Origin of the sequence: Cellvibrio fibrivorans, from assembly GCF_031457055.1 — a bacterium.
Classification (GTDB): Bacteria; Pseudomonadota; Gammaproteobacteria; order Pseudomonadales; family Cellvibrionaceae; genus Cellvibrio; species Cellvibrio fibrivorans.
Window position 1 is genome coordinate 120,928 of record NZ_JAVDVX010000004.1, and the last position, 24,152, is coordinate 145,079.

General features: G+C 51.4%; 17 protein-coding genes. 3 read left to right on the plus strand and 14 right to left on the minus strand.

The window, feature by feature from the left end; all coding sequences use genetic code 11:
- The 10 genes from J2X05_RS11845 to J2X05_RS11890 form a co-directional block, all read right to left on the minus strand.
- On the minus strand, positions 1 to 3,528 hold the full coding sequence (locus J2X05_RS11845) for a TonB-dependent receptor (RefSeq protein ID WP_310072689.1): 3,528 nt from the start codon (positions 3,526 to 3,528) through the stop codon (positions 1 to 3).
- A 342-nt stretch (positions 3,529 to 3,870) separates the two neighbouring features.
- Positions 3,871 to 5,169, minus strand: a complete 1,299-nt coding sequence (locus J2X05_RS11850) for an adenylosuccinate synthase (protein ID WP_310072692.1) — start codon at positions 5,167 to 5,169, stop codon at positions 3,871 to 3,873.
- Positions 5,170 to 5,213: 44 nt separating this feature from the next.
- A complete protein-coding gene (locus J2X05_RS11855) occupies positions 5,214 to 6,386 on the minus strand; it encodes an ATP phosphoribosyltransferase regulatory subunit (protein ID WP_310072693.1) in 1,173 nt (390 codons plus the stop codon).
- Positions 6,387 to 6,587: 201 nt separating this feature from the next.
- Positions 6,588 to 7,460 carry a protease modulator HflC gene (gene hflC, locus J2X05_RS11860; protein WP_310072695.1) on the minus strand — a complete coding sequence of 291 codons (873 nt, stop codon included), beginning with the start codon at positions 7,458 to 7,460 and terminating at the stop codon, positions 6,588 to 6,590.
- Positions 7,460 to 8,590: an FtsH protease activity modulator HflK gene (gene hflK, locus J2X05_RS11865; RefSeq protein ID WP_310072697.1), complete on the minus strand. Its 1,131-nt coding sequence runs from the start codon at positions 8,588 to 8,590 to the stop codon at positions 7,460 to 7,462. The genes hflC and hflK overlap by 1 nt, the downstream gene beginning before the upstream one ends.
- A 50-nt stretch (positions 8,591 to 8,640) precedes the next feature.
- A complete protein-coding gene (gene hflX / locus J2X05_RS11870; protein WP_310072699.1) occupies positions 8,641 to 9,975 on the minus strand; it encodes a ribosome rescue GTPase HflX in 1,335 nt (444 codons plus the stop codon).
- Positions 9,976 to 10,011: 36 nt separating this feature from the next.
- The gene (gene hfq / locus J2X05_RS11875) at positions 10,012 to 10,278 is read right to left on the minus strand and encodes an RNA chaperone Hfq (protein WP_039912679.1); all 267 of its coding nucleotides are present in this window, start codon (positions 10,276 to 10,278) and stop codon (positions 10,012 to 10,014) included.
- Between the two features lie 117 nt (positions 10,279 to 10,395).
- Positions 10,396 to 11,397, minus strand: a complete 1,002-nt coding sequence (gene miaA, locus J2X05_RS11880; protein ID WP_310072702.1) for a tRNA (adenosine(37)-N6)-dimethylallyltransferase MiaA — start codon at positions 11,395 to 11,397, stop codon at positions 10,396 to 10,398.
- A 5-nt stretch (positions 11,398 to 11,402) separates the two neighbouring features.
- Positions 11,403 to 13,298, minus strand: a complete 1,896-nt coding sequence (mutL, locus tag J2X05_RS11885; protein WP_310072703.1) for a DNA mismatch repair endonuclease MutL — start codon at positions 13,296 to 13,298, stop codon at positions 11,403 to 11,405.
- A 25-nt stretch (positions 13,299 to 13,323) separates the two neighbouring features.
- On the minus strand, positions 13,324 to 15,021 hold the full coding sequence (locus tag J2X05_RS11890) for an N-acetylmuramoyl-L-alanine amidase (protein ID WP_310072704.1): 1,698 nt from the start codon (positions 15,019 to 15,021) through the stop codon (positions 13,324 to 13,326).
- Between the two features lie 267 nt (positions 15,022 to 15,288).
- On the opposite strand from J2X05_RS11890, the gene traF reads away from it, so the two are divergent.
- Positions 15,289 to 16,641, plus strand: coding sequence for a conjugal transfer protein TraF (traF, locus tag J2X05_RS11895; protein ID WP_310072706.1), 1,353 nt, complete (start codon positions 15,289 to 15,291; stop codon positions 16,639 to 16,641).
- Between the two features lie 59 nt (positions 16,642 to 16,700).
- Here traF and J2X05_RS11900 read toward each other — a convergent pair whose 3' ends face one another.
- The 4 genes from J2X05_RS11900 to J2X05_RS11915 form a co-directional block, all read right to left on the minus strand.
- On the minus strand, positions 16,701 to 17,162 hold the full coding sequence (locus tag J2X05_RS11900) for a hypothetical protein (RefSeq protein ID WP_310072708.1): 462 nt from the start codon (positions 17,160 to 17,162) through the stop codon (positions 16,701 to 16,703).
- A gap of 123 nt (positions 17,163 to 17,285) precedes the next feature.
- Positions 17,286 to 19,502, minus strand: a complete 2,217-nt coding sequence (locus J2X05_RS11905) for an EAL domain-containing protein (RefSeq protein ID WP_310072711.1) — start codon at positions 19,500 to 19,502, stop codon at positions 17,286 to 17,288.
- A gap of 124 nt (positions 19,503 to 19,626) precedes the next feature.
- A complete protein-coding gene (tsaE, locus tag J2X05_RS11910) occupies positions 19,627 to 20,103 on the minus strand; it encodes a tRNA (adenosine(37)-N6)-threonylcarbamoyltransferase complex ATPase subunit type 1 TsaE (RefSeq protein WP_310072712.1) in 477 nt (158 codons plus the stop codon).
- A gap of 14 nt (positions 20,104 to 20,117) precedes the next feature.
- Positions 20,118 to 21,617 carry an NAD(P)H-hydrate dehydratase gene (locus J2X05_RS11915; protein ID WP_310072713.1) on the minus strand — a complete coding sequence of 500 codons (1,500 nt, stop codon included), beginning with the start codon at positions 21,615 to 21,617 and terminating at the stop codon, positions 20,118 to 20,120.
- A 207-nt stretch (positions 21,618 to 21,824) separates the two neighbouring features.
- On the opposite strand from J2X05_RS11915, the gene J2X05_RS11920 reads away from it, so the two are divergent.
- Complete coding sequence (locus J2X05_RS11920; protein WP_310072715.1) at positions 21,825 to 23,642, plus strand: DUF1631 family protein; 1,818 nt, start codon at positions 21,825 to 21,827, stop codon at positions 23,640 to 23,642.
- Positions 23,643 to 23,704: 62 nt separating this feature from the next.
- Entirely contained in the window at positions 23,705 to 24,055 is a 351-nt protein-coding gene (locus J2X05_RS11925) for a PilZ domain-containing protein (RefSeq protein WP_310072716.1), read from the plus strand.
- Positions 24,056 to 24,152: the final 97 nt, after the last annotated feature.

Here is a 24,152-nt window from a genome sequence, read left to right on the forward strand (position 1 = left end):
TTAGAACGTACCCTTCAACAACAGCGCTACACGTCTGTCATTGACAAACCATGAGCGACCAGCCTCCAAACCTTTGCCATCGAGAATCATGATAGTTTCAGTTTGGGTATTCAACAGGTTGGTAAACTGCAAACCTACTGTCAAATTATCGTTAAGCTTGTAGAACGCTGAACCGTCAAGGAAGCCAGAATCATCATTCCACAGAGGATAACGACTGATTACGTCACGGGTAGTCAACAAGTAGCGTGAACGCCAGTTATAGGCCAAACGCAATGAAATAGCATCCTTATCGTACATACCCACGATATTGAACGTGTCTTTCGATTGCCCCTGTAATGGCAGGCCAGAAAGATCTACACGCGCACCTGTATCTATATCACCACCATTATCTGGATCAAGGCTTCCTGAATTGGGAATAGCTTTGGAATCAATATAGCTGTAGGTCACTTGCAAACCAAGACCATCAAAAGGAGCTGGCAACATGTCGTAGAATTGCTGATACGCAAGCTCAAACCCTTCCAACTCGCCCTCACCGTTATTGATGGTACCCTCGACTGTCGCAGTCTGCGTCACGCCAGATGTTGGGTTGGTGTAGACACGATCAAATGCACCGTTCACAAAGAAGTTGGTCAGATCTTTCTTGAACAACGATAATGTCAAAGACCCTACATTGGCAAAATACCACTCCAGAGAGGCATCGTACTGCTTAGACTCCATTGGATTCAAATAAGGGTTACCAGAACTGCCCGCCCAAGTGTTAATAGCTCCGCCAACAAGCGTCGTTGAAGGTGGAGTTACCGACGTATCAGTCAACACAGCTCGAGTAGTTTCAAACGCTCGCAGACTGGTAGTATTGCGCACCAAGTCCATGTCAGGCATTGCGATTGCCTTTGAAGCACCAAAACGTACCAACAGGTCATCAGTTAACTCCACTTTCAAATTAAAGCTCGGCAACCATGCATCATAGTCATGGACTGAGTCCTCGATAGATGCACCGTTGTTACCAAACCCAAGTTCAGTTGGCGAGAGGAAGTTACCAATGTCACCGGCGTACTTCGTTGCAGCATCATAATCCGTCTTGATGAATGCATTGTCATACGAACGACGAGCTGAAATCTCCTCAGCAGTGGGCGTAGCACTTAACGGCGGAGGATTGTATGCAGGGTTACTTGCTGCCGCTGCTAACAACTCGTTTCTTTTACCCTCGAGGTAGGCCAGGTGCGCCGCAGTGTTGCGCGGGTCTGGGGCACCTGCAGGAGGAAGATCGCGAGGGAGAACGTCGGGGTACTGTACCGAACCAGTGGCAACGCGCTCAAAGTTTACGTAGCGTAAGCCGAAGTTTCCGTCAAATCGATAGGAATAATCCTCCGACCCAAAATCAACGCGCACGTAGGCAGCCTGATTGGTCTCTTCGGTAATAAAGACTTCTGACGGCAGGAAATAAGAACCGGTAGTGCCTGGACGATCAGCAGCATTTTCCCAAAGATTGCCACTACCACCCGTCGGCAACTCACGTTGTTCTTTTACGATGGACTTAACCAGCGCATCTGAAGGATGAAGCATCGTATTTCCTGGGATAGTAATAACGCCACCACCATGGAAATCCGACCAATCCACCTCTTCCCACTGACCACTTATCTCAGAGACAATTGGAGTATCCGCCCAGCCGATTTGATCAAACGGCTGCGCCCAAATAGGAGTTAATTGACCCCAGTTGTAGGCTGTTGAACGAACGGTTTGCTCGCGATTTGCATGGCGTATACCTGATCTAACTGCTTTTATAAAACCAGCGTCATCGTCGAAGGTGTAAATTCCATCCAAGCGAGCCGCTTTAGAGTCACCTTCTGAGCGCTCGTAATGGTCCATCGCCGACTGCCACCAGTATGAAGTCGGATCTTGGAACCAGTTAGAATCGCCGGCAGGGTCATTTGAAAAGCCTGGCAGCGCCTTACCGCCAACCAACACACCCGCACCCGCAGCGCCAAATGGGCCAGTGCCCTCGCTACCCTCCACTACCAAGGCATTGCTATCTACGGCCATATTGTTATCGCGAATACCATGCCATGGTTCGATCAGTGTGAGGCGAGGCGTACTGCCTGACACATCGAAATCCTGAATGGCGTGAGTTGCCATCATTACAGTCACATCATCATCTTCGGTATTGGCCTTGATGTACTGCAAATCTAAACTCAATTCAAAATTGTCGCTTGGAGTCCACTTGAAGTTAGTGGCAAAGTCATCGATTACCGTGCGAGTACTCTTATAACGGTTATCAGTCTGGAAGCGAGAACCAAACTGTGCGACAGCAGGGTTAGCCCAGCTGGCGGCGTGAGGCAAACGCAGCGCAGCCGGATTATCTGGGTCAGCAGAGCGCCAGCCGCCATCACTGAAGCGCCCATCCTGAGTGATAACACCACCCTGAAATAAGCCGTCATCGTCAAACTCGTACTCGGTGCCTTGCAGAGGAAGTGCTTGACGACGCTCGTAACCAGACTGGTATTTAATAGCATTTTCTGTCCAAGCCAACTCAGCATCTGAACGCATAAACTGCACAGTGGCCAGAAAGGTATCTTCGGGGTTTTCCCACTGCAAGGCAGTAGCCAAGCCTTGACGATCACGATCATCAAATTTCATGGTAGCGTTCGAGCCTTGAGGCATCCAAACAGAGCGGCCAGCTTCCGCAAAACGCTCCGCTCCAGCTATATCATTCGGCCCGGCATGCCCGGCACCTGGTGCAGACAAAGCGCGAGGAAAGTCGCTATAGTCGTCGCGATATTCAACATAAGCATCCGACTGAATACCATGGGAAATACCCTTCAAAGATGATTTTGATGCGTTGATTAAAAAGCCAAACTCTCCCGCCTCCGTTTCCCAGCGATCGCTGTAAAGACCAGAAAAAGTAGGTGTCCACTCTTCGGCCAAATCACCATACGAATAGTCAACGTTAAATGCCATAACGCGATCATTCGAATCGAAAGGCTTGCGAGTAATCAAGTTCACTGTACCGCCAATGCCACCTTCTACCATATCAGCTGATTGGTTTTTAAACACCTGAACGCCAGCCATCAACTCTGGTGGAACGTCTTGAAAGCTCAAACCGCGCCCTGAGTTGGCTGTGAACGAATCGCGACCGTTGAATTCTGAACGAGTAGCGGACATACCGCGAATTACAGCACCTGAACCTTCAACCCCGAAATGGTCAGGGTCGTTTGCGGCAGCAAAACGTTCGATTGATACACCAGGAATACGTTGCATCGCCTCCAGTACGCTACGATCTGGTAAGGAGCCGATGTCTTCTGCCGAAATAGCATCTACGAAGGTATCCGAGCTTCTTTTAACATCCTGCGCGTTTTGCAAGTTAGCACGCACACCAGTTACAACAATTTCCTCAACACTGGCATCTTTTTCTTCTGTTGTATCTTGCGCAAAAGAAGGTGCACTCAGTGCCATGATGCACATAGCCAACATGGATTTTTTGAACTTAACGCCCTGTTGTTGTGCGGTTTTTTGATTTTTATGGAAAACCATAGCCAACCCCTTTGTTAAATTTATCTTTAGGTGATTTTTATATTGTTTTGTATTTCAGGAAGAAACCAAAACTCCTCAAGTGTAGATCAAGGTTTTGCTGTTAGAGCTGATCTTGCATACTTGTAAGCAAAAGAAAGCAAGATACTCATATCCTACGCCTATGATGATTAATGTGTCAATCTGACTATAAGTCATAACAGAATAATAAATGATCCATCGCAAGATGAATTGACAGCGCTATCAATTGAAACAGAGATTATCAATTACCCTTGATTTGAAGTTTCGCAAATAAAAAAAGCCCGCTTCGAAAAGCGGGCTTTTTGACGACAAAAATTCGGGATTTTATGCCAAGAATGGATGACGCAAGACGATAGTTTCGATCCGGTCAGGACCTGTGGAAATGATATCGATTGGCGCCTTGATCAACACCTCAAGGCGATTGATGTAGGCACGTGCATTGGCTGGAAGCTCTTCCAGAGTTTGAGCACCCACAGTAGATTCGCTCCAACCTGGCATTTCTTCATAGATTGGTTTAATGCCAGCCCAACCATCGGCGTCATAGGGCATGCCAATGATAGAATTGCCTTTAGCATCCTGATAACCAATGCAGATTTTTACGGTTTCAAGTCCATCAAGCACGTCAAGCTTGGTGAGGCAAATACCAGTAACACTGTTGATACGGTTGGCATGGCGCACAGCTACAGCATCGAACCAGCCACAGCGACGTTTGCGACCAGTGGTTGCGCCAAATTCGTGGCCTTTTTTGCCCAGATATTCACCAATCTCACAACTCAATTCAGTCGGGAAGGGGCCTGAACCAACGCGGGTGGTGTAGGCTTTGGTGATTCCCAGCACGTAATCAAGATAGAGGGGGCCAAAACCGGAACCGGTAGCAGTGCCACCAGCGGTGGTATTAGATGAGGTTACAAAGGGATAGGTACCATGATCGATGTCCAACAGCGACCCCTGCGCACCTTCAAACAGGATGCTTTCACCCTGCTCGCGAGCAGTGTGAAGTAACTCGGTCACATCAGCCATCATCGGCAACAACTGCTCCGCCCAGAGTTTGCAGTCTGCCAGTACCTTGTTGAAATCAACGGCTTCGACCTTGAAGTAGTTGGTCAATACAAAGTTGTGGTAGCTGAGAATTTCTTTGAGCTTAACAGCGAAACTTTGCAGATCGACCAGATCTCCCAAGCGCAGGCCACGACGCGCAACCTTATCTTCATAGGCTGGACCAATGCCGCGACCTGTAGTGCCAATTTTTGCATCTCCGCGCGCCAGCTCACGCGCCTGATCCAACGCAACGTGATAGGGAAGAATCAGTGGGCAAGCGGGAGACAAACGCAAATTTTTGCGTACCGAAACACCAGTATCTTCCAAGCCTTTGATTTCTTTGAGCAAAGCCTCAGGCGATAGCACAACGCCATTGCCAATCAGACAGGTGACTCCTTCGCGCAAGATGCCTGAAGGGATCAAGTGAAGAACGGTCTTTTTGCCGTCGATCACCAGAGTGTGCCCCGCATTGTGGCCACCTTGAAAACGCGTCACCAGGGAGACCTGATCGGTCAACAAATCCACGATCTTGCCTTTACCTTCGTCACCCCATTGGGTGCCCAATACCACGACGTTCTTGCCCATGACTGGTTTAACTCTCTGTGCTGGATAAAAAGAAAACTGACTGATTAAAGCGCTACGACCTTGTAGCGACCATCCTGTAACAATAATTGGCGATCGCAGCCCAGCTCTGCCAGGTTGGCGCCTTCGCTAACTGCGATAATGCGCTGCCCTTGACTGCGTAGGTTTTGCATCATCTCCCACTGCTGCGTATTACCGGTTTCAATAACCGCAATGGCGGGCACCCCAACCTTGTTGAGCAAACCCAGTTTGCTAATAGCGGTAATATCGACCGCAAAACCGGTTGCCGGACGCGCGCGACCAAACACTTCACCGATATGATCATAACGGCCGCCGCTGGCAATAGGATTGCCATAACCTGGCGCAAAGGCCGCAAATACCAGACCGGTTAAGTAGTGATAACCGCGCAACTCGCCCAGATCAAAATACAGCTCAGCGGCGGGATAGCGCTGTTCGATAACCCGCGCAACTTCATCCAGTTGATCAACTGCAGCTTGCGCCGCTTTCACTCCACTGAACAAGTCACGCGCTTTCTGCAAAACGGATTTATTGCCCGCTAACCTTGGCAAGCTTAAAAACAACTGTGCTTTTGCCGGATCGGCAATATTGGCATCGACCCACGCGCGAATTTCAGTGCTTGCCTTGCGCTGCAACAACTCAAAAAAAGTATCTTCTTGTCCCTTGGTCAAACTGGCATCCGCAGCGATCGCGCGATAAATACCGACATGGCCTAAATCAATATGTAAGCGCGGGAGCCCCGCCACTTGCAATGACTCCAACAGAAGTGAAACAACTTCGATATCAGCCGCAACACCCGGCTCACCGTAAAACTCAAGCCCAGCTTGGATAGGGGTGCGGGTTGCAAGCGGATTTTTGGGCCGGGTATGAACCACATGACCGGCATAACACAGGCGATTGGCGCCGGTGCGGTTAAAACTATGGGCATCCATACGCGCGGTTTGCGGGGTGATATCGGCGCGAATACCCAAGGTGCGGCCACTTAACTGGTCGGTGACTTTAAAGGTGAGCAGATCAACATCGCGCCCCAAACCAATCAGCAGTGAATCGGTGTATTCCAACAGTGGCGGGATCACCATGTCGTAGCCCCAAGTGCTGTACAGATCCAGCAAGCGGCGACGCAAACTATCTATGGCTTTGGCCTCGGCGGGGAGAATTTCCTCCACTCCGTCCGGTAATAGCCAACGATCAGCGTAGGTCATAAGCGACTCTAGGTTAAATGCAGGGTTAAATGCGCACTTTAGAGGTAAAGCATCTGGCAAGCACGCATAAAAAAACCGAGCGGCTGGCTCGGTTACGGCATTTTAACACTGTTTGCCGGAGGATTTGTAGGCTAATCGCAATAAGATCAGCCGTACGAAAAAATCGCCCGCACCGCGGGCGACTTGCTAACGGATCAGAGCTTAGTTTTTACCCTTTGGATCTTTCAGGTACCGGAAGAAATCACTCTGTGGATCAACCACCATCAAATCATCCTTACCACTAAAGCTGAGCCGATAAGCATTTAGGCTGCGTACAAAGCTGTAGAACTCAGGATCTTTACTGTAAGCCTCAGCGAAGATTGCAGCTGCTTTGGCATCGCCATCACCGCGAATGCGCTCTGCGTCGCGATAGGCATTAGCTTCCAGTACAGCGCGCTGTTTATCGGCATCTGCACCAATCACTTCAGCCTGCTCCTTACCTTGCGAGCGATATTCACGCGCTTCTTTTTCGCGGTCAGCGGCCATACGGGCGAACACAGATTGACTAGCTTCGGGCGGGAAATCGATGCGTTTTACACGAATATCCTTGACTTCAATACCGAGCAATTTCATTGCATCAACATTGATGCTGGCAGTGATCTCACTCATCAACTCATCACGCTTGCCGGAAACCACATCGTGCAGGGTGCGGCGACCAAACTGGTTACGCAAACCGTCCGCTACACGTTGGGCAAGGCGGCTCTCTGCAGTAGCCTCATCTCCTCCGGTGGCTTTGTAGTAGGTTTCCACATCTTTAATTTGCCATTTGATGTAAGAGTCAACCACAAGACGCTTCTGTTCCACGGTAAAGAAACTTTCGGGGGTCATATCGGCCGTCAGCAAACGACCATCGAATTTACTCACTTTGGCCCATGGCTTTTTAAAATGTAAACCAGGCTTGATGTCAGCCTGAACCATACGACCGAACTCCAACATAATGGCGCGCTGGTACTCAGTAACGACATAAATAGAATTGAATGCGAGCAACAATCCAACAATCAATGCAATGATTGAAACAAAACCTTTAGTAGACATTAGCGAACCTCCCGACGAACAAGGGGCTTGGGTGACTCAAGCGTCTGGGTAGCCCGACTGTTGAAACTATCTGCTTGCACTTGTGGCTCAGCCACTGGCGTACGCGACCCCATGCGATCAAGCGGTAGATACAACATATTGTTGCCACCTTCGACATCCACCATCACTTTGGAGGAGTTTTTCATCACGCTCTCCATGGTTTCGAGATAGAGACGTTGACGGGTCACTTCAGGTGCGCGCTTGTATTCAGTCAGCAAGTTTTCAAAACGATCTGTCTCACCTTCCGCGCGAGCAATAACTTCTGCTTTGTAGGCTTCAGCCTCTTCGATCATACGCTGGGCGCGGCCGCGCGCTTCCGGGATGATGCCGTTGGCATAGGCCTGCGCCTGGTTTTTCAAGCGAGCCTCATCTTCTTTCGCTTTGATCACATCATCAAATGCGGAGCGAACCTCCTCGGGAGGACGAGCATCCTGGATATTCACAGTATTTACCTGAATACCTGCACCATAAGAATCCATGTAAGTCTGCAAACGCTGTTTCACTTCTGCCGCAATCGCCTGACGACCTTCGGACAAAACCTGATTCAATTCGGTAGAACCAATTACATGGCGCACAGCCGAATCAGTTGCATGGCGCAGGCTCACTTCAGGGTCTTTTACGTTGAGCACATAGGCGCGCACATCAGAGACGTTGAACTGCACAGTGATTGGCAATTCAACGATGCTCTCATCTTCGGTCAGCATCAAACCGCGCGAAGGATACTGCCGCTCGCCGGTCACGTTGACGATATACACCTCGGTAATCAAAGGCGCATTCCAATTCAAACCTTCTGTTTTGATTTCGGAGAAAGCACCAAATTTCAGCACCACAGCACGCTCTTTGGCATCCACCTGATAAACACCGGCGCCAACATAAAACACGGCAGCGATGATGGCAGCTACAGCAAACAGAGGGCCAAAATTGGCGCCACCAGATGATTTACCGCCACCTGATCCGCCACCAAAAATACCGTTTAGCTTGTCTTGCAGCTTTTTAAAGGCTTCATCGAGATCTGGCGGGCCATCATTATTTTTGCCGCTATCACGTCCACCCCAAGGGTCTTTATCTTTTCCCGGTTCATTCCAGGCCATAGTTTTTCTCCACGTAGAAAGTAAAGCTGTATTGGGGATGATTCGTGCGTTTACAACTCCCCCGATAAATCATCGGGCACAGGTAAAGCCTGATCATCCCAAGTCAAATCCTCAAAAGCCAGGGAAGCGGCACTGAGAATTCGCAATAAATCACTTTTGGGCAGGCGTATTCGCAAGAGGCTGGCGCCATCTTCGCGATAATTTTCTTCTACAACTGCCTGCTGGGCGTAGAGCATAGCGCGCAAACGCCCTTGAGTGGGAGTTAACACCAAACAACCATTAACAACTTCTTTGCCTAACAATTCAGAGATGGCTTCAGCCAACAACTCGCAACCGGCACCGGTTTGCGCTGATAGCCACACGGCTATGGGTTTGCCGGTATCATCGCGATCAATTTGCGGCTCGGCATCGGCAAGCAAATCGATTTTGTTGTACACCCGCAACTGCGGCAAATCAGCCGCACCTATCTCTTCCAACACCAACTCAACTTGTTCCGTATTGCGCATCCGCTCTTCCGCTGCGGAATCTATCACATGCAAGAGCAAAGTTGAGTTACTCGCTTCTTCCAATGTCGCACGAAAGGCTTCAACCAATTTATGGGGAAGGTGGCTGATAAAGCCTACGGTATCCGCCATAACGACGGCACCTATATCGGACAACTCAATGCGACGCATAGTGGGGTCGAGCGTGGCAAACAATTTATCCACCGCATACACATCTGAACCGGTTATGCGGTTAAACAGGGTAGATTTACCGGCGTTGGTATAACCCACCAAAGATACAGTAGGAATTGCAGCGCGCTGGCGGGAGCGGCGCCCCTGTTCGCGCTGCGAACGCACTTTTTCCAAGCGCTGCTCGATCATACTGATACGGTTACGCAACAATCGGCGATCTGTCTCAAGCTGGGTTTCGCCGGGGCCACGTAAACCTATACCACCTTTTTGGCGCTCAAGATGGGTCCAGCCGCGAATCAAGCGTGTGGCCGTATGACGCAACTGCGCCAACTCCACTTGCAATTTACCCTCAAAGGTACGCGCGCGCTGGGCGAAAATATCCAGAATCAAACCGGTGCGATCAAGCACACGGCACTGGAGTACTTTTTCCAGATTGCGCTCCTGACTGGGAGTAAGAGTGTGATTAAAAATCACCAGTTCGGCTTTGTGCTCAGCAACCAGATCGGCCAACTCCTGGAGCTTGCCAGTACTGATCAGAAATTTAGCGGTAGGAATAATGCGTGAACCACTGGTAAGAAAGGCAACAGGATCACCACCTGCGGACAATACCAGCTCTTCAAATTCGCGGGGATCTTCGGCATCTTGGCCGTGAGATAAATTCAGGTGAACCAGCACAGCCAGTTCACCCGATTCAGGGCGATCAAAAAACAATTAGCGGCCTCGAGGTTGTATCAATGATTTGATAAATTACTCGGCTTGCTCGTCTTCTTCGCCTTCGATACCACCTGCTTCGTTCAGCAGAGGTACACGTACTGCGCGTGATGGTACTACAGTGGAGATTGCATGCTTGTAAACCATTTGGCTTACGGTGTTTTTCAACAGCACGACAAACTGATCAAATGACTCAACCTGACCTTGTAATTTAATTCCATTTACCAAGTAAATGGATACAGGTACACGTTCTTTACGCAGAACGTTCAGGTAAGGGTCTTGTAAGCTATGCCCTTTTGACATGTTTATCTCCTAGGGACAATAAAATTATAGTAATTACCCACCCGAGACACCTAGTACATCCAGTAAGGAGAGGGTGGAAGAAAGCATGAAAATCTGACTAGGGTTCTCACGTAGGCATTATATGGCTGCGGACCCTATAAAATTCAAGGCGCAACGCACAATTTCTTCCTTTGTAAGTGAAATTCCCTGCTCAGTCTCAGTGTATACCCAGTGTAGTTCACTATTTGGTGTTGTCGACCAACCGCGCAGCCAGGTGGATTGGCGCTTGGCTAATTGCCGCGTTGCAATAATTCCGCGCTCTATCATCTCGCTGTAATTCAAGCGCCCATCGAGATAATCCCACACTTGGCGATACCCCACCGCACGTATCGCAGGCAAATCCGGATGTAAATCCCCGCGCTGATGCAAGAACTTCACTTCATCAACCAAACCACTGGCGAGCATTTTTTCGAACCGGTTAGCTATACGCTGATGCAAGATGACGCGATCACGCGGCGCTATGGCAATTTGGCAAACATTGTAACGCTCGCAAAACGATTGTTGTGCTGAAGGTTGACGCTGAACCTCGCGCAACTGCGCCATGGTTTTACCGCTCACGCGATACACTTCCAACGCGCGACTGACTCGCTGTGAGTGGTTGGGATGAATTTCCGCAGCGGTTTCCGGATCAACCAACGCGAGCTGCGCATGGATATGCGACCAGCCAAACTCCTCCGCCTCGCGCTCAATCTGCGCGCGTACCTCTGCATCTGCCGCAGGCATTTCAGCCAAGCCATCCAGCAGCGCGCGAAAGTACAGCATAGTGCCGCCGACCAGCAGAGGAATTCTCCCCTGCGCGTGAATTGCCGCAATTTCGCGCTCAGCGTCCACCAAAAAATCGGCCACAGAATAAGGCTCCGCAGGATCGCGAATATCAATCAGGCGGTGCGGCGCCAAGGCCTGCTCTTGTGCCGAGGGCTTGGCTGAGCCGATATCCATACCGCGATAGACCAACGCAGAATCCACACTGATTAGTTCAATCGGCAAATGTTGGCGCAAGGCGATAGCAAGATCGGTTTTGCCTGAGGCAGTTGGCCCCATCAAAAAAATCACGGGTAGTTTTTGCGCAGAACTGTTCATGTTCACTATTGTCCGCGCATAAACATTTTGTCGAGTTCATCAAGCGATTGCAGCAACCAAGTTGGGCGACCGTGATTGCATTGGCCGCTGCGCTCGGTCGCTTCCATATCACGCAATAGTGCATTCATTTCGGGAATTGTCAGTTTGCGATTGGCGCGCACTGAACCGTGGCAGGCCATGGTGCCGAGAATTTCGTTAATGTGATGCTGGATACGCTCACTGCTGCCATGCTCGATTAAATCCGACAGTACATCGCGCACCAATTGTTCGACTTTGGCGCGATTTAAAATTACCGGCAATTGGCGGATCAATAAAGTCTCTGGCCCAGCGCGCTGCAATTCAAAACCGAGCGATTTAAAAATATCGTAAAAATTTTCAGCGCAGTCAGCTTCTTTTTGGCTTACAGCAATACTCTCGGGCACTAACAGTGGCTGGGTTTGGATACCCCCGCAGGCGAAGGATTCTTTCATACGCTCATAGGTGATGCGCTCGTGCGCCGCATGCATATCCACCACAATTAAACCCTGTGCATTTTCCGCGAGAATATAAATTCCTTTGAGTTGCGCGATGGCATAGCCCAGCGGTGGAATATCCTCGCTGCCGGAATCAGGCATCGCATAAGTTGCTGTAGGATTCGCAGGGCGATGCAATTCGCCATAGCTCGCCATTTGCTCGCGCACGGCACCGGGATTAACCACAGCTGGCTGATAATTGGATTGATAACCGGATGCATAGTTATTACTGGCGGATACTGCACGAAAGCCCATACTTTCCTGCCCTTTAAACTCACCGGCGGCAATACCTTGAATTGGCCGAGTCGATGAAAGTGCAAACGGATTTACACCCCCAGCTTCATCGGCGCCTTCACTCGATTCGCGTTTTGCCAAGGTATCTTCCGGGCGAACTTTCGCCAAGGCGTGATGCAAACTCGAATAAATAAAATCGTGCACACTGCGATTATCGCGAAAGCGCACTTCGTGTTTGGTGGGATGCACATTTACATCAACGGTTGATGGATCCAACTCCAGATACAACACAAACGCCGGATGACGGCCGTGATACAACACGTCCTGATAGGCCTGGCGCACGGCGTGGCTGACAAGCTTGTCGCGAATCGCGCGGCCATTCACGTAAAAATGTTGCAGGTCGGCCTGGCTGCGTGAAAACGTCGGCTGCGCCACCCAGCCCCACAGGCGCAAACCACTGCGCTCCATTTCAATATGCACTGCATTTTCCATAAATGCCGGGCCGCACACTTGCGCAACACGACGCTCCTGCTCAAGCTGCGAATCACCCGCGCGCCAGGAATAAATTGCGCGTCCGTTGTGACGCAAATTAAACGCGACATCAAAGCGCGAAAGCGCCAAACGTTTTACAACATCTTCGAGATGGGTGTATTCCGTTTTATCGGTGCGCAAAAATTTACGCCGTGCAGGTGTGTTAAAAAATAAATCGCGCACTTCAACGGTAGTGCCGCGCGGGTGTGGTGCAGGTGACAATTGCGTTTCCATATCGCGCCCTTCGGCAACCACTTGCCAGCCTGCACTATCTTCATTGGTGCTGCTGATCAACGCAAGGCGTGCAACCGAACTGATACTCGCCAGTGCTTCGCCGCGAAAACCTAAGGTCGCAACCGCTTCGAGATCATCCAGTTCATAAATTTTGCTGGTGGCGTGGCGGCTGAGCGCGAGCGGCAAATCGTCTTTATCGATACCACCACCGTTATCGCGCACGCGCATTAATTTAATGCCGCCCTCTTCCACATCGATTTCCAAGCGCGTCGCACCGGCGTCGAGCGAATTCTCCAACAATTCTTTAATCACTGAAGAGGGGCGCTCCACTACCTCACCAGCAGCAATCTGGTTGGCGAGGCGTGGGCTGAGCAATTTAATTTTTCGCATGGGGAAAACCGGTAGCCTGAATCAATCAGGACGTTGGAATTTTGAGGGTCTGGCCAATTTTTACGGTAGGATTTTTCATATTGTTGTGTTTAATAAGCTGCGGCACAGTAACGCCATAACGCACAGCAATACGCGATAAAGTATCACCCGCCACTACGCGATGCTGGCGCGGCAGCGCCGATGGTGTATAGGTTGGGCGAGCGACTGGTTGGCTGGCAACAGTGGTAGCAGCAACAGCATTACTGCCGCCCCCTGGAATTTTTAACGTCTGCCCCAATTTCACCGTAGTGCTGCGCAAATTGTTGTACTGCATCAACCGCTGCGAACTCACACCGTAACGCGCCGCAATCGCCGATAAACTATCACCCGCTGCGACTGTGTGTTGCCGTTCGAAATCTTTAATCGCACCTGACTCCAATTGCGCTGCAACATAAGTGCCCGCCGGTGGATGCTGATAAAAATGTTGTTTAATCCCTTTAAATACCGATTGCGCCATTTGTTTGCGATACGCTGGTGTCGCTAATTTACGCGCTTCTTCGGGGTTGGAAATAAAACCCGTCTCCACCAAAATCGAGGGCACATCCGGCGATTTGAGCACCATAAAACCCGCTTGCTCGACATGGCGTTTATGCAGATGTGCAATGCCGCCCATGGAATTCAATACATGATGGCCGACTTGCAGACTGGAGTTCAGCGTTGCCGTCATCGACAAATCCACCAACACACCAGCCAATACCTGATCTTTATCGTCGAGGCTGATATCACCCACCCCGCCAATCAAATCCGATTCGTTTTCACGCTGCGCTAAAAAGCGTGCAGTTTCAGAAGTCGCACCATTTTGTGAGAGCGCGAATACCGAGGCTCCGCGCGCGCTCGCTTTAGTAAAAGCATCGGCGTGAATGGAAACAAACAAATCCGCTTTCATGTTACGCGCAAGATCGCGGCGTTTTTTGAGAGGAATAAAATAATCACCGGTGCGGGTTAATTTTCCGGTAAAACCCGGTTGCGCATTAATCGCTGCGACCAATTCTTTGGCGATGGAGAGCGTCACTTCTTTTTCGCGAATGCGATTCGGCCCCATAGCACCAGGGTCTTCACCACCGTGACCGGCATCAACCGCAATCACGATAAAACGCTTGCCACTCAAATCTGCACGCGCGAACGGTTGGGCGGTAGTAGTTGTAGTTGGTGCAGAAGGAGCCGTTTGCGACCCTGAGGGCGCCTTGGACGGTTTGGCGACCTGCTGGGTCACAACCGGTTTATTGTTGGATGCTGGCGCGGTTGTCGCTGGTGCTGCTGGTAATGTGGCGGTCACAGCGGGAGCAACTTCATCGTACAAGTCGATCACCAAACGATCGTGCATACCGGCGCTGGCTTTAAGCGAAAAACTGTTGGGCGCGACCTTGGCTTTTAAATCCAGCACCAAGCGCAAATCGGTTTTGTTGTGCACGTAGCTGCGAATGACGGTCACTGGCGTATCGGCAAGTGGCAGCTTGACTAAATCGCCCAACAACTTGCTGTTGGGGACATCGAGAATAATGCGGTCAGGATTGCCTGCGAGAGTGAGACTGTGTTGCACCGGGGCATCCAGATCCAACACGATACGGGTGTGGTCGGGCGCGCGCCAAACACGAACACCATTAACCGTCGCCGACTGGGCGACTTGGGCAACCAACACCATGCCCAAGCAGCAAATTGCACTCAGCCAGCGGAAAAAAACCATACGCGATCTCAATAACATCAACAATTGTATTTATGGGCGAGACTTGGGTGTATCACCGCAGGCGCCATCGATAAGAGCGCCCTATTTGGCACAAGTTCGCACTTTACCGCAAAACCCTGTTTTCGCTCTAGCTTAATCGCCAAAATGATCAGTGATTGAACAGTGCAAAACTCGCCGGATTTACCCCGATTCTGTGAACCAAGCACGGCTATACTCAAGCCAGCCTCTGCATTATGGCGACACAAAAAACTCTTATCGGTGCCCGCTATGCCATCAACCACTCGCATCAACCTGCTTCGTCACCCGCTTGCCGCTACCTGCTTAACCTTGATGAGTATGCCCGGCATGGCGATCAGCTATGGCGTATATGATTCCCGCGCGCTGGCGATGGGAGGATCTGCCACAGCGATTGGCAGCCATGCACAGGCAGCATTTTACAATCCCGCCCTGCTCGCCTTTCACGATAAAGAAGAGGAAGCTGGACGCGATGGCAGGGTCTATTTACCCAGTATTGTCGTGCAAGTCTCCGATGCAACCGAAGCGGCAGTTGACGCAATTGACGATGAGCTGGACACACAACTTAGCAGCGCAATTAACGCGTTTAATGCCGCACCCACTACAGAGAGTGCTGGACAAGTCGCTGCTTCTGCACAAGACCTGAGCGATGCGCTGGGCGATATCGCCAACCAGGATTTGAATATCGACAGTTTTATCGGCTTCACTATCAGCGAACCCAGCAACCGTGAGGGCGGTGCATTTTATTTCGGCACACGTCTGATCGGCGGCGGCCTTGCCAATGTCACCGATGCCGATAGCGCGCTGCTCGATGACTATATCGACTCCATGAATCAGGTCGCCGCTGGTGCTGACCCCGCCATAGTTGCGGCGCAATATCCGCAATTGATTAACTCCAATGGCCAGCTAATCGACCCCACCAGTACACTTACTTCCAATGCCGATATCAGCGCGCTTGCCATCAGCGAATGGGGCATGGCAATGGCAAAACAATTTGAGTGGCGAGACTACACATTCGCTGTCGGCATCACCCCCAAATTGATGCGTGTCGATGCGTTTCGCGATACCGCCGACTTTAATGACAGCTTGGATTCCGCCGAAGAAGGGGTCGATGAGTTTTCGGACACCCAGGCAACCCATATCACGCTAAACGCGGATTTCGGTGTAGCCGCCATCATCAAGGAGCGCTACCGCGTCAGCCTTACACTCAAGGATGCATTTGAAAAAAGTTTTACCACTACCCAGGAACCCGATCCCGTTACCGGCGAACCAGCGCCTGATCTTAGTGTCACGCTCAGCTCGCGCTCGCGCCTCGGTGTTGGTTATGTGAATGAAAAATTCAGTGTGGGATTGGATTACGATTTAGGCGAGGCAAAACCCATGGCAAATGAAACGGGAACGCAAGAGTTAAGCTTGGGAGCGGAATATGTATTATGGGACTCGCTTGCGCTGCGCGCTGGTTATCGCAGCGACCAAACCGGCCTGCGCGATAATTTAATCGGTGGCGGCCTCGGTTATCGGTGGAAGCGTTTTGTGGTGGATATCGCCTATGCCAGCGGTGGAGATTATCGCAGTGGAGGCTTGCAGTTAGGTTGGACGTTCTAACAAAAAAAACACCACACTCGTTGGCAAGTAGCCTGCAGCCACTCACCAACGATTTGTTTTTAGCAATCAACAATCGAAAAACTTTTTAAATTTTCTGCCGCTTTGCGCAAAATTCCCTGATCCTGCTCTCCGCGCACACCGCTGAAGGCTACCACCAAACGCTCACCACTTGCGGTGCGCGCTTCAAGCCCACCGAGCCAGCCAATATATTCCGGGCGCGCCAAACCATATTTTTCTTCATCGATTTGGCCAGCATACGCCAGCTTCTCAAAGGTGCCGGTAGCAAAACCGGTGAGCCAGACTTGATTGGCCTTTTTCCACACGACCATTGCCGACTCGCGCTGGCGCGGTGGAAAGTCTCCAAACAAACGGCCATAAGATTCACCCGCCGCATTCATAATGGCCAGCGCACAATTGCCGCGCGCGATATTGAAATCTTCAGGTACTTGTAAAAATTCCGGCAGCAAACGCGCCACCTCATTGCCAATGCTATTGCACAATGCCTGAAATTCAGTGGTCATGATGATTTCTCTGGTTATTAATAGTGAATTCGGAGTGGGGAATTATAGGGAGCGCGCGTTTATAGCGAGGAGATTTAACAAAACTTTTCGAGCAGAGAACCCTCCAGCTTTACTGGTGAAACCCTATTTCATAAATTGGCTCATATCAAATACCTGCGCCGCGTGGGCGCGCATAAATTCGATAAATTCTGCCTCTGGCAATGGCCGCGCAATAACATAACCCTGGGCGATATCGCAGCCGTCTTTTTTCAGCATTTGCAATGTCTGGTCATCTTCCACACCTTCGGCGACAGTTACCAAACCCAACTCGCGCGCCATTAAAATCGTCGAGCGCACTATGCTGTGGTTGCGCGGATTGCCGAGCATATCGCTGACAAAAGTGCGGTCGATTTTTAATTCGCGAATGGGGAACATACTTAAATAGGAGAGCGATGAATAGCCAGTACCAAAATCATCGACTGAGGCATAGATACCCAACTCGCTCATTTGCGTAAGCACTTGTTTTACGCGCTGCGGATCTGACGCAACCGAGGTCTCGGTGAGTTCTAATTTAATATCGCTGGATAACCCCTGATAACGCACGAGTGCCTGACTTACGATACCGGCAAGATTGGTTTCAATTAAATCATAGGCGGCAATATTGATGCTAATGCAACAGGGCAAATCGCGTTCGCGCAAGATTACCGCCACACGTACTGCTTCGTCGATCATCTGCTCAGTCACTTGCTCGATCAAGCCGGAATTTTCCAGCAGCGGAATAAATACATTGGGTGGCACCAAACCTAAGCGCGGATGCTGCCAGCGCACTAACACTTCGGCTGAGGTAATTTTTCCTGAGCGCAAATCCAATTGCGGTTGAAACACAGGGAAAATACCCTGCACATTGCCGTCGATAAAAATTGAAATAATATCCAAATCAACACGGCTGGGTTCCATCGCTGCTTCATAAGCGAGCCAGCGGCGGCGGCGTAATTCGCTCATCGCCAGTGCAGTTTCGGCGTGCCGCATTAATTTCCCCGCTGAGCGTCCATGCTCTGGCCAGTAGGCCGAACCGCCGACAAATTGCGAATTTAATCCCGGGTCTGATACGGCCATAGCGCTGCTCAGGCGATCGAATAATTCGAGCGCGTTACTCTTATTAATGAACAACGCAAATACACCGCGCCCTAAATAAGCGGCCAAAGCATCGTCCAATTTGAGCAGATGATTCGCAAATGCGCTCACAATCATTTCCGCGCGCGCAAACCCGAAAGTACGCACAATCACATCGAGATCAGCGAGTTTTATTACCAGGATTTCTTTTTCTTGTTTAACCGGCTGTTGATGAGCGTGAAAATAATCATCCAGCTGATCGATAAAATATGGCAGCTTGGCAAGGCCAGTCTGTGCATCATAATGGGCAACGCGGAGCAATTCCTGTTCGGCAATTGCGCGCTGCGCCAGCGCTTCGCTCAACTCCTGTGTGCGCTGCTCCACCTTGCGTTTTAAACTCCAATACCAGCTGCCGCCCAGTACGAATGCCGCCAACAACAGCGCAAATGCGCTGGAAAAAAATGGCAGCCAACGGTTGTCGGCTTGCGCTGGCTCCAGATCGTTTTGCCATTTTTGGTAAAGCGTTTGGTAATTGCCATTGGCAATGGCGGTACTCAGGGAATCCTGCAGCCATTCTGCCAATTCCGGTTTATTTTTATCGACTGCAAATGCGTAACCACGCGACCAAAATGGCGGCCCCATCCGCGCCAATTCCCACTCGTGCTGACGCAATAAATTATCGGCCGCCAGGCTGGACAGTACTGCGTAATCGGCACTGCCCTGCATGACCGACTCTATCGCTGAGAGTGTATTCGAGGTCAGCACCAAGTCCGGCTTTTTCGCCAGATGGCGCAGCTGCTGATGGGCGAAAGATTCCTCTTCTACCGCCACTTTTTTATCAGTGAGATCGCCAATCGATGATACGCGCGCAGTGGTGGGCAGCGCATAAATCGCATGCGAGGAATAGAGGTAAGCCTGGGTAAAGATAAACTTGCGCGAGCGCTCCAGTGAATAGTACATAGGCACTACATCCAGATGCCCTTGTTCCAGCGCACGCATGGTATCCGGCCAGTTGCCCAGGTGATGCTCCGCCTTGCTGCCGCCAACTCGAGCGACCTCGCGCGCCAGATCAACGTTAAACCCATTGACTTGATTTTTTTCCATCCACTCCAGCGGAGGATAAGCAAGATCACCGCCAAATAAAATTTGGGGCGGAGGCTCATAGGCGTAAACGGTGGGCGCAAGCAATAAACACAAGAATAAAAAAACACTGGCGCTGCCCGCCGGAAGTCGATGACTCAGGTACATCCTTTAACACTCGATTAATGGTATTCCGATTGGTCACACAGGAAAGATCCACTAAGCCTAGGGCATGAATGAATTTTTCACCAATTGAACAATGAACCGGAGTGTATGGGGGGATAAGAAAACATCAGGCGGAGGGAAGCAATCTGGCCAGGTCAGCAGAGTCAGTGCGCACTTCAATGCGGCGCCCTTCGCCAGCGACACTGATATCAACCACCAGATCCGGCGTGGGTAAAACGCCTGCACCGCGCGTTGGCCACTCAATCAAACAGAGTGTGTTAGCGGCAAAATAATCGCGGATGCCCATGTACTCCAACTCTTCCGCATCACCGAGGCGATAGAGGTCGAAGTGGTAAACAGTACGCACTGGAAACTCATAGGCCTCGACCAAAGTGTAGGTTGGGCTCTTCACCGCGCCGTTATGACCAAAAGCGCGCAGGATTCCGCGTGTGAGCGTTGTTTTGCCTGCGCCGAGATCACCGAGCAAATGTACGGTAAGCGCATCGGGATACAGGTTAAAAGCGCGCCCCAGCTGCTCACCCAGAGCAACCATTTCAGTTTCGTTATTTGCGAGATAGGTCTGCACGGCAAGATAGGTTGTCATAGAGGGTTTTGACCTTAGAGCAATTGTCCAAGATAGGGGATCAAATCAGTCGCCAGCAGGCTGCGCTGGCCGAGGTCTTCAGCGGCCAGATCCGCTGCGCAAGCATGGATGACAGCCCCCAACCGCGCCGCATCATGCGCGTTCAATCCCTGCGCCACCAAACCGCCCAAAATACCGGAGAGCACATCACCCATACCGCCGCTGGCCATGCCGGGGTTGCCGTCGGTCACTACACCAATCAGGCCATCGGCAGAAGCGACCAAACTGCCTGCCCCTTTTAAAATCACGCTGGCGTTATAGCGCGCGCTAATCGCCCGCACCGCCGCAAACCGATCAGCCTGCACTTCAGCGGTGGTGATGCCGAGCAAACGCGCGGCCTCTGCCGGATGAGGGGTGAGTAACCAGGGACTGTGTTGCTGATGACCGGCAACCGGAACAACACGACCTTCAGCGAGGATATTCAACGCATCTGCATCCAATACCAGTGGCAAGCCGGATTTGATGGCCTGTTGCAGCATCTGCTCCGACCAAGGCGTGCGCCCCAAACCCGGGCCAACGACCAGCAGAGTCGGACGTGCCAACAGCGGTTCAAGCTCCTGCCCGGAGACCACACCACAGGCCATAATTTCCGGACGCCGCGCGAGAATGGCAGACACATGTTCAGGGCGCGTGGCCACGCTAACTTTGCCGGCGCCAGTGCGTGCCGCTGCCTCGGCCGCCATCAGTGCAGCACCGCCGTAACCAGTATCGCCACCAATCACCATCACATGGCCAAAATCGCCTTTGTGGGCATCGGCAGCGCGCGGTGCGAGTAGTGGTAATAACGCATCCAAGGTCAAGCGTTCTACGCTGGGGGAAACTTCATTATAAGTAACGGCGGGGATATCCAGATTAGCAAGGTCTAACTCACCACAGACCGCCGGGCCACGGCCAGTCAGTAATCCGCGCTTTAGAGCGATATAAGGGATGGTGATTTGTGCTTGCACGACAACACCGGCAACCGCGCCGGTATCGGCATTTAAGCCGGAGGGAATATCCAGCGCCAACACGGGTAAACCCGTTTGGTTAATCTGCGCAATCGCCGCCGCAAACTCGGCGGTTGGCGCGCCGCGTAAACCTATACCGAGCAGGGCATCCACTATCACGCCACTCGCTGGTGCTGCTGCTTGGGCAAACGGCAGTATGTTCACGCCTTCTTGCACGGCAAAATCATAGGCCTGACGCGCCTCACCGGTTAGCTTTTCAGCAGCGGTCAATTGGATCGCCTGTACCGGCAACTTGCGCTGTGCCGCCAAGGCCGCGAGCACATAACCATCGCCGCCATTTTTGCCCGCACCGCAATAGACACTGATCAATTCCGGCGCAGGAAAGCGCTCGATCAGCAACTCAAACCCGGCCCGGCCCGCGCGCTTCATTAACTGGATAGAGGGAATACCACCGGCGATCGCGGCTGCATCCAGTGCATAAACTTCACTGGCGGTGTAAAGAAAGGGGGATGAAGCGGTAATTTTCATGGAGCGCAACCAGTAGGGGGCAGGAATGGGGCGCGATTATACGCAACTTATCTGGATGGGGTTAAGGCTTCGCCGGTCTGGATGGGGGTTAAGGCGTTGCCGGAATGGCAGAGAAAATGCAGCAGCTCCCAGCCAAGTTGACTATATTGAGCAGGAGATTCTATTTACTGATGCCACTGCTGCCTTATTCTACGACCACGGAACTGCATGTCTGAATTTACCCTGCAAGCGATTATCGACGGCGACTCACTGCAACTGAGCGAAGTCTTTGCCAGTATCGCCGCGGCCGAATCGGTCGATCCCGCTGGCCTGCGCCTGCAATTAGGGGCTGAATTGTTGCGCGGATTTATCCACACCAATTCTTGGGATACACGCCTGCAACCGTTGTTAGACGAATTCACATCCGCGGCGTGCGCGCAGATCGCCAAGGACGATGAATTTTACTGCAGCGCACAGCATCCGCTGCGCGTGTTTTTTTCTACCATCACACCACCCGCCAGCCATTGGTGCAAGCGCGATTCCAAACCTAACCAGCAATTGTTCGATAAACTCAGCGCTTTGTTGGCATTCGCCACCACTTATTGGTCCGCTAGTGAAGAGCAGCAAATCGCCGGTGCCGCAAACTTGCAGCAACAGCTAGATGACTTTACCAACTGGCTCGCCGCCGAAGACAAGCGCGCTGCCATGCTTGAAGCACGCCTGTGCGAAACCGAATTGGCCAACCTGAAATTAATCAGTGCTGAAGCGCGCGTCGCCGAGGCCATCAACCATAATCTGGCCGAGCGCCCACTGCCCATCGAATTACACAACGCTATCGCGATTACGCTCAAAAGCGAACTGCAATATTGGGCGTTTAATACTGATCCGGCCGAGCTATCGCAATTACCCCTGTGGAAAAGCTGGCAGCGCCTCTTACCTGCGCTGGGGCAATTATTTTCTGGCGATGGGATTGAGGTTGACGACCAACTGCTCTACGACCAAATCCCCTTAGTGCTCGCCGAATTGGAGCGTAGCCTTCAATACCCGAACAGCAACGCGCAAGCTTATGTGCAATTGGTCGAACAATTAAACCATTGCTTGATGAGCGCAATCCAAAAGCAAGCGCAAGAGTGTTCACTGTTTTCCGAACTCGCCAATCCCGGCGGGCAGAGCGATATGCACACCCACATTCCCAAAACACTGTTGCAGCAGACCGACAGTATTAATGTTGGAGACTGGATTATCTTTAATGGAGATGGTGCAGACAGTATCCGCTGCAAACTTGCGCTAAAAAATCCGGCCATCGACCAACTGTTATTTGTCGATCACACCGGGCGCAAGGTGATGAATAAAAACACCAAGGATTTTGCCCTGTGTTTGTCTACCGGTATTGCGCGCCCGCTACTGGCACAAGACCTTGCTGCCATCATTTACTCGCTCTTGCCGTCCTTGATCGAACGCGCCAACCGCAGTGTGCAGGCGCAATTATTGCTGCAAAAAAACAAAGCCGAACAAGTCGTGCGCGCGCTCATCGCTCAACAACAAGCAGCTGCAGCCGCAGCCGAAGTCGAGCGCGCCGCCGAGCAAGCGCGTATAGAAGAACAGCTTGAGGCGCGCCGCGCCGCTGCGCGCAAAGCCATGATGGAAGCGCGCGCTCTAGCCGATGAAAAAATGCGACGCGAAGCCGAACAAGCCGCCGAAGCCGAGCGCCTGCGCATTGAACAAGCGGCAACCCAAGCAGCAGCAACTATTGCCAAACACCAGCAAGCCAGCCAGAGTATAAGTGAATTGCAAGTCGGTGCCTGGCTGGAGATCAACAGCGAGCAAAATGCCGACGAAAAATTGCGCGCGAAGCTCTCTGTGATAATCAGCTCCACCGGAAAATATATTTTTGCCGATCAAGTCGGGCGCAAACTGGCCGAATATACCCGCGAACAATTAATTACCTTGATGGTAGAAGAGCAGATAAAAATTTTGCGCAACGGCGACAATTTTGAAGACCAGTTGGCCAAAGTGATTCGCGGTTTGCGCCGCGACGTCTCTTAAATAAAAAAACCAGGCACCCATAAACAGGCACCCATATAGGTAGCAGTGCGATGGAAAAACCTATGAATAATAATGATCAGCGCCAGGAATACCGGCTCGATAATCAACTCACGGTGATTATCGAGCTCGACTCATCTGCCAACGGCGAACCAACCCTGGTGGTGAGCAAAAGCCTGGACATTTCCGCCAATGGTTTGCGTGCGATTGCCCACGAAGCGGTTGCTACCGATATCATCCTGCGCTGCTGCATTCGCGATGAAGCCAGTGACCGCCAGTTTTTGCTCGTCACTGAAGTTAAATGGTGCCGCCCCCATGAGGATGGCGACTATCTAATTGGCCTCAGCCTGTTTGATTCCGATGGCACCGATATAGTGAAATGGAAGGAATATATTGCGCAGAGTTGTGCGGACTGAACCGTTGTTACAATCCACACTGACTGCCCTACCGCTCGCCCTTTTTTTTGACCGCTAGCCACGGCTCACAACCACTGTCACGAAACCCGCCCACACT